General features: G+C 51.3%; 9 protein-coding genes. 5 read left to right on the top strand and 4 right to left on the bottom strand.

Annotated elements, in window-relative coordinates:
* Window positions 1-400 precede the first annotated feature (400 nt).
* Complete coding sequence (locus tag JMI88_RS07185) at window positions 401-1,225, top strand: glycosyltransferase family 2 protein (protein ID WP_236022841.1); 825 nt, start codon at window positions 401-403, stop codon at window positions 1,223-1,225.
* Window positions 1,226-1,309: 84 nt separating this feature from the next.
* On the opposite strand, the gene JMI88_RS07180 is transcribed toward JMI88_RS07185, so the two are convergent.
* Complete coding sequence (locus JMI88_RS07180; protein ID WP_201361112.1) at window positions 1,310-3,103, bottom strand: serine/threonine-protein kinase; 1,794 nt, start codon at window positions 3,101-3,103, stop codon at window positions 1,310-1,312.
* Between the two features lie 186 nt (window positions 3,104-3,289).
* On the bottom strand, window positions 3,290-4,966 hold the full coding sequence (locus JMI88_RS07175) for a tetratricopeptide repeat protein (protein ID WP_201361111.1): 1,677 nt from the start codon (window positions 4,964-4,966) through the stop codon (window positions 3,290-3,292).
* Between the two features lie 494 nt (window positions 4,967-5,460).
* Between JMI88_RS07175 and JMI88_RS07170 the strand changes: the two genes are divergently transcribed.
* The 3 genes from JMI88_RS07170 to JMI88_RS07160 all read left to right on the top strand — a co-directional run bounded on the left by JMI88_RS07170 (window position 5,461) and on the right by JMI88_RS07160 (window position 9,867).
* Window positions 5,461-5,937, top strand: a complete 477-nt coding sequence (locus tag JMI88_RS07170; protein WP_201361110.1) for an MOSC domain-containing protein — start codon at window positions 5,461-5,463, stop codon at window positions 5,935-5,937.
* Between the two features lie 269 nt (window positions 5,938-6,206).
* Window positions 6,207-8,954, top strand: a complete 2,748-nt coding sequence (gene acnA / locus JMI88_RS07165) for an aconitate hydratase AcnA (RefSeq protein ID WP_201361109.1) — start codon at window positions 6,207-6,209, stop codon at window positions 8,952-8,954.
* Between the two features lie 115 nt (window positions 8,955-9,069).
* Window positions 9,070-9,867: a nucleotidyl transferase family protein gene (locus tag JMI88_RS07160; protein ID WP_201361108.1), complete on the top strand. Its 798-nt coding sequence runs from the start codon at window positions 9,070-9,072 to the stop codon at window positions 9,865-9,867.
* A gap of 61 nt (window positions 9,868-9,928) precedes the next feature.
* On the opposite strand, the gene JMI88_RS07155 is transcribed toward JMI88_RS07160, so the two are convergent.
* Entirely contained in the window at window positions 9,929-10,612 is a 684-nt protein-coding gene (locus tag JMI88_RS07155) for an FHA domain-containing protein (RefSeq protein ID WP_201361107.1), read from the bottom strand.
* A 277-nt stretch (window positions 10,613-10,889) separates the two neighbouring features.
* Here JMI88_RS07155 and JMI88_RS07150 point away from each other — a divergent pair, with 277 nt between their 5' ends.
* Window positions 10,890-12,668: a CocE/NonD family hydrolase gene (locus tag JMI88_RS07150; RefSeq protein WP_201361106.1), complete on the top strand. Its 1,779-nt coding sequence runs from the start codon at window positions 10,890-10,892 to the stop codon at window positions 12,666-12,668.
* Window positions 12,669-12,785: 117 nt separating this feature from the next.
* On the opposite strand, the gene JMI88_RS07145 is transcribed toward JMI88_RS07150, so the two are convergent.
* Window positions 12,786-14,174, bottom strand: coding sequence for a serine/threonine protein kinase (locus JMI88_RS07145; RefSeq protein WP_201361105.1), 1,389 nt, complete (start codon window positions 14,172-14,174; stop codon window positions 12,786-12,788).
* Window positions 14,175-14,236: the final 62 nt, after the last annotated feature.

Here is a 14,236-nt window from a genome sequence, read left to right as displayed (position 1 = left end):
AAGGGACACTATGGGTACATATCTGGTAACATTCTTCTCTTTTCTTATTGTTCTCTTTGGCGCAGTTTTTGTACATCTCTGGTTAGGACTTCACCGAGAGCGTAAATATGGTCATAGATATGGACGTCAGAATAAGCCAGGTTTACCCCAGTTAGATGACATCATCTTTAAATAAATGTTCAATGTAGTACAGATATAAATAATTTCATCCTCTCTACTGCATCTAGTGGTCGTTTGCACTAACAGCGGTAGAGGGGATGTTTCGTTTTTTGGAGTGCGCTGGTAGACTGATAATGTGGCACATGAAACTAATTATTTGGAGTATTCATTCGTTTATTGTGCAATTACTCAGGTCCAACGTAAGCTTTGCTTCACGTGGTGGAAGGGAATGAAAAAACGTATGTCAATGGCGAATATAGTTCCGCATATGTTTGCAATGTCATCAATACAGGGCCAGCCTGCGCAGATTGGTGTGGCGCCGGAACAGTATGTGGCGTCAGAGCTAGCGGAGATTGCTGAAGGCAAGCCTTCCTATAGTCTATCGGTGGTCTTGCCTGCGTATAATGAAGAGGCCGTCATCGAGAAGACGGTAACAACAGTGGCTACTGCTCTGAGAAAATGGACCGATAACTTTGAAATTATCGTGGTGAACGATGGCAGCAAAGATCACACCCGCGACATTATCGAGCGCTTGATCGGAGATGAGCCGCGCGTGCGCTTGATGCATCATTCACAGAACCGAGGCTACGGAGCCGCCCTGATAACTGGCTTTCATACTGTTAGCAAGGACCTGGTCTTTTTTATGGATGCGGACGGCCAGTTTGACATCTATGACCTGGAACGCTTTTTCCCACTCATTGAGAAATTTGACGCCGTCTTAGGCTATCGCAATCCCCGTCATGATCCCTGGATTCGTAAATTGAATGCCTGGGGATGGAAGCAACTGGTGCACCTGGTACTGGGCGTGCGGGTACGCGACCTGGACTGTGCCTTCAAACTTTACCGCTCAGAGTTCTTTCAAACTCTGACTCTGGAGACGCGTGGGGCCATGATTAACGCGGAAATTCTGTATAAATTTAAGCGAGCTGGCCACACGTATGCCGAGGTCGGCGTCAAGCATTTACCACGCCGGGAGGGGCAGGCTACCGGCGCTAAGCCCGCAGTAATCGTGAAAGCCCTGCGCGAACTCGTCTTTTATGCCCGCAAATGGAAGCGCGAGGAGTGAACACAGAAGAAAATGTAGCAACTTTCATGGGTTGGTGTCTCAAGGCGCTGCGTGCCTTGAGACACCAACCCATGAAAGTTGCTTTTAACTTTTTAAGCCCCAGCGATTAGCCCTGCGCCGAGCTTTCTGCGCTTCTTGAGAATTACCCAGAGATTCATAGACCTCAGCTTTTAAGAGCCACGCACGAGCATAATTTTTGTCCATTTCGGTTGCCTCGTTCAAGGCATCCAGGGCCGCTTTATTGTGTCCCAGGCGAATCAGTCCTTCCGCCTTATTACACCAGGCCACCGCGCTGCGTGGATTGATCAATAAAGCCCGTGTATAGGCATCGACCGCCCCATTAAAATCATGCAAGCTAGAGCGAGCATTGCCCAGGCCATTCCAGGCGTGGAAGCTACGCGCATCAATTTTCAGGGCTTGCTCATAAGAGGCCCAGGCCTCCTCGGGCATATTCATATCCAGCTGGGTGTCCGCTTTACCATTCCAGGCCGCGACATAGAGTGGATCGATAGCCAGGGCCCGTTCAAAATGGACCAACGCTTGCTGATAGCGTTGCAGCCGGTTAAGCACCAATCCAGCACTCACCCAGACGATAGCATTGTTGGGCTCGATCTCGGTCGCGCGCTGATAGGCTTCGAGCGCTTTACGATAATTGCCCTGGTTGTAGAGTGCCGTTCCCTTGCCATTCCAGGCATAAAAATTAACATGATCCATGCGTAGCGCCTCCTCGTAGGCCATCAAGGCCTGCGAGTACGCCTGCTGTTTCAGATATTGATCTCCCTCACGGCACTTCTCCCGCACACTGCCCGTACTGATATTCCCTCGCGACTGATACTGTACATTCTGGCTGTAGCTGCTGCTCGGGAGCATCTGGCCCTTAGTGCCACGTGGCGGTGGTGGATTAATGCCGTTGTTAGACTGAGCTGAATGCGTCATATGGCGTGGCACATTGATGGAATCATCCAGTACCGAGCCAGACGATGAATTGCGCATTTTTGTGTTTGGCCGATAAGCATAGTCAAAGGCGCGCATAAACTCCATCATATTCGCGTAGCGATCCTCAGGACGGCTCGCGAGTGCACGCTGCATCACTGTATCCAGTATGGGCGGCAACTCTGGATTCAACGTCGTGACCATTGGGATAGAACCACCGCGTGGATCGAGGGGATGAAAGCCTGTCAGCATTTCATAGAGCACTACCGCGCTGCCGTACTGATCACTGCGTGGATCGACGATGCCGCTGCTTTGTTCTGGTGCCATATAGCCAACAGTACCGCGTACAGTGATCGTTTTACCGACGCGTGCGCCGGGTTCAAGCGAGCGCGCAATACCAAAATCGGTAATCACCAGGCGATAATCCTCCTGGTGGATCAAAATATTTTCCGGCTTAATATCACGATGAATAATTGGGCGTTGGCGGGTATGAGCATAGTACAGGGCATTGGCGAGCTGATGGAAATTATGAATAACTTCCTGAATTGGTAAAGGGCCATCGACCTGTGCCAGTCGGGTTCGTAAAGAGCCAACCGTATACAAAGGCATAACGAGAAAGACGCTAGAGCCATCTTTACCATAATCGAGTATGGGAACGATGTTAGGATGATCCAGCGTCGCAGCGATCCGTGCTTCACGCAGGAAATGATCGCGTTCATTGGGCGTAGTTTTACTGGGCAACAGCACCTTGATAGCAATGTGACGAGATAGATTTTGGTCTATACCACGAAATACTGCCGCGTAACCACCTTTACTTAATAAGGCCTCCACTACATAACGACCAGCCAGAGCGGTGTCGAGTAACGGCAGTGCACATGCTCTACAAAATAAATCGCTGTCCCGGTTGTCATATCCGCAGTCAACCTGATCGGCGCAGCGTCGCATTCCCTCCTCCGTGTTGCGAGACACCCTTCTTAGGTGTCGAGATCTAAGGGCACCTGGTCAGTGGCACCGATGTATTATTCTTGAGATGGTTGTAGGGACGGGGACAACCTGTCAATGACGGCATTGACCACTATCAGCAAGGATAGCATTACCGCATGCATAAACATAATCCTTGTACTAGAGTCCCTATGCTTGTTCGGTTTGTTGATCGAGTGAGCGTGCCCAATCCCGACACGTAATCGCTTCTTGCTTGCGCCCCAGTTTTTCGAGGACAACCGCCTTATTATACCAGGCATCAGGTTCCTCAGGAGCAAAGGATGTTGCTTGATCTAACGCAGCAAGAGCTTCTTCGAGCCGACCAAGTGCAAAGAGCGAAAGTCCTTTATTATTCCACGCGGCAATATAATGCACGTCCAGCGCCAGGGCGCGGTCAAAGGCCGCGAGTGCTTCCTGGTGACGTTGTAACTCATGCAACAGACTTCCTTTATTATACCAAGCTGAGATCAGTCCGTCATCATATTGCAAAGCATGATCATACGAGTTTAAAGCATCTTCGAACATCCGTAGTGCTGCTAATACATTGCCTCGATTATACCACGCGCCAGCTAATGTTGGGTCAAGTGCTAACGCTCTATCATAATCATTAAGTGCTTCCCCAAAACGGCGCATATCGCGTAGATCATTGGCTTTATCGAACCAGTTCGTGGCGCTATCAGGCTCAATCTGCGTGGCTTTCTCATGCAATGCCAGAGCCTGTTCTGGTTGTTTTAAGCGCCGCAGAATATTGCCCTTGGTATCCCAGAGGGAGGCCTGGCTATCATCTAATGCGAATGCCCGATCGATAGCCTGTAAAGCCTCATCGTAGCGATGCAGGCTATAGAGGGTATCGCCCATGGCCTGCCAGACCGTCGCCTGTTGAGAATCCAGCAGCAAGGCCCGGTCAAAGGCGACCAGCGCTTCTTCCGCATATCCCTGCTCCGCCAGCGCCATACCACGTCCACTCCAGGCATAGACATAGTCAGGATCAAATGTCAGAGCCTGATCATAACAATACATCTCTTCGTCGTAGCGTTGCAGGTCATGCAGAACACTGGCGCGTGAAGTCCAGTGTTCGGGATCACGTGGACTGAGCGCGATGGCCTGGTCATAGGCCTGTAGAGCCTCTTCTGGCCGACCCAGATGCAGCAATGTTGCCCCTTTGCCGCTCCAGGCTTCAACTGAAGCCCTATCCTGGCGGGTTGTCATGTCGTAGGCCATTAACGCTTGCTCGTAATTCCCATGCTCATAGGCCATGTTCCCTTCCGCCAACCAATCTCGCACGGCCGGGGTCGGCGTTTGCCTGGGCGTGGAAGCAGGCTGGGAAGTGCCAGTTGGGACAGCTATACGAATCTGGGTTGTCTCCTCATCGCCAATATCACTCGTAGGTGGTGTCTGTGGAAAGAAATCACTGGAGAGGCGATTGATAATGCGCGACAGCGGGGAGGGCTGTTGGGGCGTGGCTGCCGCTGCCGTTTTCACCATATAAACGATCGGGCCATCCTGTCCGTAGTCAACGACACGGATACTACCAGGATCGCTGACATGTGTCGATAGTGAGACCGCCAGTTCCGCATCCTGTAAAAAGTTGTCCCGTTCCTGTGCATTTGTGTCTCTAGGAATCAATGCACGTACCGTCACTGCCTGTTGATTCAGCAGATCAGTAGCCTGGAAGGTGACCGTCCCACGATCTTTGCCAATCAAGGATTGGATTTCGTAACGGCCCTGTAGTACAGTACCTCTGGTTGGAATACCACACTGTGAACAGAAGCGTGCCTCATCTCGATTGTCAAATCCACAGCCTTTGAAGTCCAAACACTTCCCCATGACCGTCCTTCCTCCCTGTCCTACACATAGATATTGTGCATAAAATATATCGTTTCTCTACTGTAGCGAAAGCATTGCTGCCTTGTCAATACAATATATAAAAGAGCGCTCGCTTATCTCGTCCCGGTTGGACGCGAAATTGGAGCACATGAGTATGCCTATTTTCCCTTAGTGTACCACCAGTTGCAATGCACTGCTGTGCTTCTGGACATCCTGTTAGCCCTTTTTTCTTGTTCTGGTAGTATCTCCTTATCAAGGATGATTTTTCTATTGACTTAGTTAAATGTTTCTTCTATACTCTCACGTGAGATGGTCTTGAATGGAACATTTTTTTATACTTACCAGTTTTCACACAGCGCTCTAAACATACTCTCTGTTGTATATACGCTCACCATCTCGCTTTTGATCTATCATTTTGCAATATGGATGTTGTTCTTCGGCTTCTGTAGCCAGCAGAGACCAATTTTGTCTGGATATTGAATAAGGAAGAAATAATGACTGAAAAAACATGGTGGGATGGCGAGGTGGTAGCATTATATATTGCACCAGCCGCTAATGAGCCGATGCAAGAGGTCGAAAATGTTCTTTTAGTAGCAGAGCAAGGTATTGTTGGAGATCGTTATTATGCCAGAACTGGTACCCACTCTGGTCCTGGTGAGCAAAACTACGAGGTCACTTTAATTGAAAGCGAAGCTTTAGAAAGTGTCCAGATGGAAAATAAAATCTCGGTAACCGCCGCCGATATGCGGCGCAACATTGTCACCCGGGGTTTTGCTCTCAGCCATCTGGTGGATCGAGAATTCCGCATTGGCGCAACGGTCTTGCGCGGCATCGCTCTCTGTGAGCCATGTCCTCATTTAATGGAGCAGACCAACCATAAGGTCGCCGTTGGTTTTATTCATCGTGGGGGATTAGGGGCAAAGATTATTTCTGGTGGCACCATCCATGTTGGTGACTGTATTCACGACTAGCATCAAACCTCTGCATCGGCACACGGGCGTGCCGATGCATTCAGCTTTTTTTTGCTTTCCATAAAAATCTGTTTCAATCGTGATATTCTTATGCTTTTATGCTTCTTATACTCTTTTTGTGTTTTTGTGCATATACCCACAAAGGTATTTTTATGCTATATAATAAAGACTGAAAGAATGTTAGCTGTTTAAAAATGTAGGTTTGGCGCGCGCACGCTTTGGTGCCACTATCTGTCTCCCTACACAAAATACTCCTAAAAGGACCTGATATGACTATGTACAAAGATGTATTTGGAGCCCGCGCAACTCTAGAGGGCGCTTATGGTACAGTCCACTACTATCGCCTCGCCGCTCTGGCGGAGCGTGGTGTGCAAGGTCTTGATCGACTTCCATTTACGATCAAAATTATTCTCGAAAATTTGTTACGCCATGCTGGCAATGATCTGGTTACGGAAGAAGATGTACGCTCACTGGCTGCCTGGACGCCCGGAAAGGCAGCATCCAGCGAAGCTGAATATCCCTTCCTACCAGGGCGCGTCCTGTTGCAGGATTTTACCGGCGTGCCCGCAGTCGCCGATCTGGCCGCTATGCGTTCCGCTGTGGCGCGACTGAATGGTGATCCTCAGAAAATCAATCCGCTGGTTCCCGCAGACCTGGTTATCGACCATTCTGTCCAGGTAGACTCGTTTGGTTCTACTATGGCATTTGCTCGCAACGTAGAGCGTGAATATGAGCGCAACAGCGAGCGCTATGCTCTGTTACGCTGGGGCCAGCAAGCCTTCAGTAACTTTCGTGTTGTGCCTCCTGGAACCGGTATTGTGCACCAGGTGAACCTGGAGTACCTGGCTTCGGTTGTTATGACTAGAGATGATAATGGTGAGACCGTTGCTTACCCGGATTCATTAGTAGGTACCGATTCGCATACGACCATGATCAATGGACTGGGTGTACTAGGTTGGGGTGTAGGAGGTATCGAAGCCGAGGCCGTATTGCTGGGTCAGCCGCTCTACTTGTTAACACCTGAAGTAATTGGTATGCGTCTGACGGGTGCCTTGCCAGAAGGTGCGACAGCAACCGACCTGGTATTGACTGTCACCCAGATGTTACGTAAGCGCGGCGTGGTAGCAAAATTTGTCGAGTTTACTGGTCCTGGTCTGAGCCAGCTTGGACTAGCCGATCGAGCTACTATCTCAAATATGTCGCCAGAGTTTGGCGCCACCGCCACGCTCTTCCCGGTGGATGAGGAGACACTGCGCTATCTGCGTGATACTGGTCGGGATGTCAAACTAGTTGAGCTGGTCGAGCATTACACCAGGGCTCAGGGACTTTTCCGCACCGACGAGACTGTTGAGCCTCAGTTCGACGATTTGATCGAGCTAGATTTGAGCACCGTTGAGCCTAGCCTGGCGGGTCCTCGTCGGCCGCAGGATCGTGTGCCGATGAGTGCGCTATCCCAGACGTTCCGCAGCGCGTATGCCGATCGTTTTAAGACGGCAACTCAAGCTACCCAGGCAGCGACGGCTACCGCCACCGCAGTGGCCGAGAAGCCGACCAGTCAAGAGGTCACCGTTGAGCTTGGTCATGTACAGACCCAGTTGACCAATGGTTCGGTGGCCATTGCCGCCATTACCAGCTGCACCAATACCTCGAATCCTTCTGTGATGATTGCCGCAGGTCTGGTGGCCAAGCATGCTGTCGAGCGCGGTCTTTCGGTCAATCCAGCCATCAAGACCAGCCTGGCCCCTGGCTCACGTGCCGTAATCGATTATCTGGAGAACGCCGACCTGATCCCTTACCTGGAGGCCCTGCGCTTCCACCTGGTTGGTTTCGGCTGCACCACCTGCATCGGCAATAGCGGTCCACTGGCCGAACCAGTGGCCGAGGCGGTACAGGATAACGACCTGGTTGTTGCTGCTGTCCTGAGCGGAAACCGCAACTTTGAGGGTCGTATTCACCCACAGGTGCGCGCCAGCTTCCTGGCCTCTCCGCCGCTGGTCGTTGCCTACGCTCTGGCTGGCACAGTTGACATCGACCTGACCAGCGACCCGATTGGAACCGACGCCAACGGCGAAAAGGTCTACCTGCGTGATATCTGGCCCACTCAGCAGGAGGTACGCAACCTGGTACAGAAGGCCGTCACGCCCGAAGTATTCTCGAAGAACTATGCTCATGTATTTGAGGGCGATGAGCACTGGCAGGCGCTCTCCAACGCGACCGGACCCCTCTTTGAGTGGGATGCCAACTCGACCTATATTCAGGAGCCTCCCTTCTTCAAGGACATGTCGCCCGAGCCAGAGCCGGTGAAGGATATTACCGGGGTGCGTGTGCTGGTCATGGTAGACGATTCCATTACCACCGACCACATCTCGCCAGCTGGCAGCTTTGCCGAGAAGAGTCCCGCGGGCCAGTACCTGATTGAGCATGGGGTCGCCAGGCGCGACTTCAACACGTATGGAGCTCGTCGCGGTAATCACGAAGTGATGGTGCGCGGCACCTTTGGCAACATTCGCCTACGCAACCATCTGGTGGAAGGTAAGGAAGGCTTCTATACCGTTCACTTACCCGATGGGGCCGAACAGACCATTTACGAAGCTTCCGAGCAATACCGGAAGGACGGAGTTCCCTTGCTCGTTATCGCTGGTAAAGAGTATGGATCTGGTAGTTCACGCGACTGGGCGGCCAAAGGACCCTTGCTGCTCGGTATTCGTGCGGCCATTGCCGAAAGCTTCGAGCGTATCCACCGCAGTAACCTGGTTGGTATGGGCATCTTACCTTTGCAGTTCCAGCAGGGTGAAAGCAAAGAATCGCTCAACCTGACTGGTCGTGAGACTTATGAGATCGTTGGTATCGCCGCAGGTTTAAAGCCACGTCAGGAAGTGACCATTAAAGTCACACGAGAAGATGGTTCCACCTTCTCCTTCCAGACTATCGCACGCCTGGATAGCGCGATCGACGTCACCTACTATGAAAATGGCGGTATCCTCCCAACCGTTCTACGCCGCCTCTTACAGGCTTAATCCCCTGTAAGCTACCTTATAGAGTGGCAGAGGAGAAAGCAGGGATGCGAGGGTGCTGCCCTCGCATCCCTGGCTATGTATTATTATGTATATCTCAACGACAAGACTACAGCGTATGCAGCATGTACAGCGCTTGCTTGATCAGCTGCAACCAGATGCTTCCCCGCAAGTGGTCTGTGCTCCTGGCACCAGGCAGCCACAGGATACGATCATTATCTTTACGGGCTCATTTAATCCTCCCACAGTGGCACACCTTGCTCTGCTCAAGCAGGCCCAGCGCTATGCGAAGGCGCAACTCGAGCCGACTCATCTCTATGCTGCTTTTAGCAAGCGCACTGTAGATAAAGAGGGGGTTGAGCGACCTTTATTGCTGGATCGCGTCATATTGCTGCAAGATTTGTTGTGCACGCGCCTACCCCAGACTGGTATTCTGCTCTTCAATCGTGGACTGTATGTTGAGCAGGCCCAGGCCATCCGTCATTCCTTCCCAAAAGTGAAGCGCATCCTGTTCTTGATGGGGTTTGACAAGATTGAGCAGATTTTTGATCCCCGCTACTACGAGGACCGGGATGCTTCGCTAGAGGCACTCTTTAATCTGGCCGAATTGTTAGTGGTGCCACGAGGATCGGCTGGGGAGGACGCTCTGGCTGAACTGTTGCAGCGGCCACAGAATCAACGTTTTGCGCGCTATGTGCAATCCCAGCCATTTGATCCAGCCTATCGTGATATTTCTGCCACGCTGGTGCGTGAAAGAGGAGCGAGCTATCAGCATGACATCACGCGCGAAGTGCGCCGTTTTATGCGCGACACGCGGGCCTATGACCGGCCGGTAAAGCGGGCAGATGGTAGCGAGGTAGATATCTACAACGAGCGTATTCAATATTTGAGGCAGCGGCTGGGGCCTGTATCGTAGCCGATACAATAGTTGCCGGACGTAATTCCCGTGAACAGTGGCGCGTGATCAAATGAATCGATCACGCGCGTGTCAGGCGAAATACCATGATCGTATTGCCGATTTGTAGTTGATCACCCTCATTCAAAATGCAGCGGATGACAGGCTTCCCATTAACAAAGGTGCCGGTAGCCGAGCGATTATCTACAATTTCATACTGGCCCTGCGCGACTTCATTGATGGTTGCATGGTGTCGGCTGACGGTCAAATCTTCCAGGAAGATATCGCATTCGCGGCTGCGCCCAATCGTCATGCCTGATAACAGTTCGATACTGCGCACGCTGCTCCCGCTATTGGTAAATTGCAGACGCGCGATGAGTGTTGAATCCGGTGCAGGCGTCTTTCCCATATGGAGCTCGCGTCCACGCGAGGATGGAAGTTGAAATGGACGGGTCCCCTCATTGGCAAAGAATGTCATTTGAGTGTTACCAAACTGAAGTTCATCTCCACTATTGAGTAACTGCTCAACAACAGAGTTTCCATTGACAAAACAATCCCCACTACCATGATCATCACGCAGTGCATAGCCATTATCTGTAAACAGAATGCGAGCCTGCTTGCGATGAACCGTGATATCTTCCAAAAAGATATCACTATCGCGGCTTCTCCCGATGGTTGTACACTCTTTCCACAATTCGATACGCTTACCAGCCAGAGAGCCTTTCTGGATGACAAGGTATGCTCCCGATGTTTGTTCTTGCGACATATGGTTCCACTCTATTTTGCTGCCTGAAGCGGGCTTGCAAGGATTTATCGATGGGTTTTTCATCCACCATTGGACTGAGTATAACGAATGAGATCTTCATGTGTCAAGAATCATGTATTAAAACCAGTGGTGGTTTTCATTTGCCCCTGAAATAGAGCTTTTATAGAAATAAACCTTCTGTGGCACACTTTTCTCCGACGTTGTATGATGGATTTGTTGGCTTTTTCCTCCAAAATATTGTAATGAAGCGCATATACCAATAAGGAGAAATGTACCCATGTCAGTTCAGCCGGGCCTATCAGTGAAGATTGAGTTTGATGTCCCTGCACAGATGCGCGACGGAGTTACGCTACGTGCCAATGTGTATCGCCCCGAGGGGGAGGGGCAGTGGCCAGTACTGCTGACCCGCTTACCATATGGAAAAGATTTTCCCAGTGCGGCAGGCGTGCTGGACCCCGTTCAGGCGGCTCGTCGTGGCTATGTTGTGATTGTGCAAGATACGCGAGGTCGTTTTGCCTCGGATGGTGAGTGGTCACCTATGCGTAGAGAGGCCCTGGATGGCCTGGACACGATCGCCTGGGCCTCTCAGCTTCCATATAGCAATGGCGAGGTAGGCATGTTTGGAGCCTCCTATTTTGGCTTCACCCAGTGGTCAGCCGCCGTGCATCAGCCGGTCGCCTTGAAGACGTTTATCCCCTATATTACCTGGAATGATCCTCTCAATGGTGTCATGTTCCGTGGTGGAGCCCTGGAACTGGGTACGACCGCTTCATGGCAACTGGCAATGGCAGCTAATGTATTGATGCGCCGCCATGTCATTGAGCGCGATCCTGTTCAGTTGGGTACAGATATGTATACATGGGCAAAGACAATGGATACGCTGGGCTCCCAGGGCTACTGGTCATTGCCTCTCAAAGATTTTGCTCCTCTAAAATATAAGAATATGGCGCCAGACTTTTATGATGTATTTGAAAAGCCGATGAGCCCTGAACTGGTTGAGCCGATGACCATTTTAGGTAAGCATGATCAGGTTACTGTGCCTACCTTTAATATTGGTGGCTGGTACGATATTTTCTTGCAGGACACACTGGAGAATTTCCGTATTATGCGCGAGGATGGCAGTACGCCAGCCGCAAAGCAGAGCCAGCTCCTGATCGGCCCATGGATTCATGGTGGTTCTTCAAATCCAGTGGGCGAAAAGAATTTTGGTTTTGCGGCTATGCCCGGTCTGCTTGATCTAAAAAGCGATATCATGAGCATGCAGCTACGCTGGTTTGATCATTTCCTGAAAGGACAGGATACCGGTATCCTATCTGAAGCACCGATCAAGTTGTTTGTTATGGGAGCTAATGTCTGGCGTGATGAGCAGGAATGGCCGCTGGCCCGCGCAGTCGAAACCCGCTATTATCTACATAGCGCCGGTCAGGCCAACACATTGGACGGGGATGGCACACTCTCTACCGAGGTTCCCGAAGTTGAGCAGCCTGATACCTATACCTATGATCCTGCTAATCCTGTTATCACCAGAGGTGGCGCACTACTGATGACACCGGAGTACCCCGGTGGTGTCTTTGACCAGCGACCAACCGAGCAACGACCAGATGTTCTAGTTTATACAACCCCTGCCTTAATGCAGGATGTGGAGGTGACAGGCCCCATCTTAGTGCACCTGTGGGCAATTTCCAGTGCTGTTGATACCGATTTTGTGGCGCGCCTGGTTGATGTGTACCCGGATGGCTATGCCCAGAACCTCACGGATGGGATTATCCGGGCACGCTATCGCAATTTTTCAACTGATGCCGAACCAGCGCTGATAGAGCCAGGGCAGGCCTACGAGTATGTTATCGACCTCTGGTCTACCAGCAATGTGTTTAAACAGGGACACCGCATCCGTTTAGATATCACCAGCAGCAATTTCCCGCGTTGGGATCGCAATCCCAATACCGGCCATGTGCTGGGCGCCGATAACGAACTGGTTATCGCCCATCAAACCTTACTGCACGATGCCGCGCATCCCTCTTTTGTGGCACTGCCCATCATTCCTGTAACTGCCTAAAAGTTTCCTTCCATCCTCGCGATAGCCATCGCAAGGATGGTTCACAAGCCTGGGGGGGCATGCGCCCGTCTGCACTGAGAAGCAGGTCGCTCCAGTGCAGACGGGAAGCGTACCCTCTTAGTGCCCATGCAGTACGAGTAGCATGGCGACCAGGATAGCTACCGCGATCAGCAGCAAGAATACCAGGCTCAGCAGAATGAAGGCTAGAATTGGCGATAGGCGCACGAAACGTAGTGGCATTGTTTTTTGCAGGCCAGTAATGGTCGGAATGGCAGAGAGCAGGGCTGGATGGTCGGTAATAGCTTTGCCTTTGAGGACCAGAGAGACCGGCACCTGCCTGTGCTGGGTACGTTCGGGCTCTTCTAACGTTGCAACCTGTGCTCCCCCGCGTTGGAGCTCTGTGGCTGCCTGATGCGCTACTTTTTCCTGTGGAGGCATAGGCAGAGTTGTCGCCTCGCGTGGTTTTTGAGCAGCAAATGTCCTGGTTTCCCGCGAACCCTCACGCTGAATGGTGGCCGGTCGGTTAATGCTTTGATAAGACTGGCGGGCACGTAGAGCCGATTGTAGGGCCGCATCATAGGTCTGCGCAAACTCAAGTATGTTAGGGTAGCGCTGCTCTGGCTTTTTCGCCAGGGCTCGTAAGAACACTTCATCCAGCTCCCTGGGCAAGCTCGTATTAAATTTACTGGGAGGCTCAGGCGGAGTATGGTGATGATGGTGCAATAACTGGGCCGCAGTGCCCTCAAAAACAGCGCGCCCGGTCATCAACTGATACATCATAACTGCCAGTGCATACTGATCTGCTGACGGACCGACGTGGACCGACGTGGCCAGCGATGGATCATCAAATTGTTCAGGGGCCATATACAAAGGCGTGCCCACCGAACGATGGAGGGAGCGTCCCGCCCGATAGAATGAGGCCAGACCAAAATCAGCCAGTAAGAGATGTGGTCTTCCGTGTGGAAAAATATTTGCTAGATAAGGATATTGATCATTTTTTAGCGGGCCGCGCTCAACGCGAATTAAAAAATTTGTTGGTTTAATATCACGATGAATGATACCATGATCATGTGCATATTGCAGTGCCGAAGCCGCCTGCAGAAGATAATAGCCAGCCTCTTCAGCGGAAATAGGCCAGCCGAAACCAAATTGTTGCGTGCGCTGTTGCAGCCAGTTCCAGAGCGAGCCCTCTGAAATGTATGGCATCACCAGGTACGTAATCGGACCAATACCTGTATCCAGATTTTCCTCGCCGAAGTGATAGAGCGGCAAAATATGTTCATGTTCCAATTCGGCAACAGCACGTGCTTCGCGCTCAAAGCGTTCGGCCGCCTGTTTCCCCTCGGGCGTATTGGGAACGGCACGTAAATCCCCGCACACCACCTTGATGGCTACTCTTCGCCCGATACGTGTATGTTGAGCCAGATATATATCACCCATACCACCATTCTCGACGAGTCGCTGCAGGCGATACCCTCCGAGATGTTTCCCCACCAACATGTTCATCTCAAAAATCCTTTGTGATTTTAAGACGGTGAGAGTATAGAAACAAAGAAAGATAGGTACTC

This window comes from Dictyobacter formicarum, from assembly GCF_016587435.1.
Note: the sequence above shows the minus strand (reverse complement) of the source record. Positions and strands in the feature narration are given on the sequence as shown.

Excerpts from the sequence above, each read along its gene's own strand:
- JMI88_RS07185 (WP_236022841.1), top strand. The coding sequence starts at position 401 with ATGTCAATGGCGAATATAGTTCCGCATATGTTTGCAATGTCATCAATA.
- JMI88_RS07145 (WP_201361105.1), bottom strand. The coding sequence starts at position 14,174 with ATGAACATGTTGGTGGGGAAACATCTCGGAGGGTATCGCCTGCAGCGA.
- JMI88_RS07155 (WP_201361107.1), bottom strand. The coding sequence starts at position 10,612 with ATGTCGCAAGAACAAACATCGGGAGCATACCTTGTCATCCAGAAAGGC.
- JMI88_RS07160 (WP_201361108.1), top strand. The coding sequence starts at position 9,070 with ATGCAGCATGTACAGCGCTTGCTTGATCAGCTGCAACCAGATGCTTCC.
- JMI88_RS07150 (WP_201361106.1), top strand. The coding sequence starts at position 10,890 with ATGTCAGTTCAGCCGGGCCTATCAGTGAAGATTGAGTTTGATGTCCCT.
- acnA (WP_201361109.1), top strand. The coding sequence starts at position 6,207 with ATGACTATGTACAAAGATGTATTTGGAGCCCGCGCAACTCTAGAGGGC.
- JMI88_RS07175 (WP_201361111.1), bottom strand. The coding sequence starts at position 4,966 with ATGGGGAAGTGTTTGGACTTCAAAGGCTGTGGATTTGACAATCGAGAT.
- JMI88_RS07180 (WP_201361112.1), bottom strand. The coding sequence starts at position 3,103 with ATGCGACGCTGCGCCGATCAGGTTGACTGCGGATATGACAACCGGGAC.
- JMI88_RS07170 (WP_201361110.1), top strand. The coding sequence starts at position 5,461 with ATGACTGAAAAAACATGGTGGGATGGCGAGGTGGTAGCATTATATATT.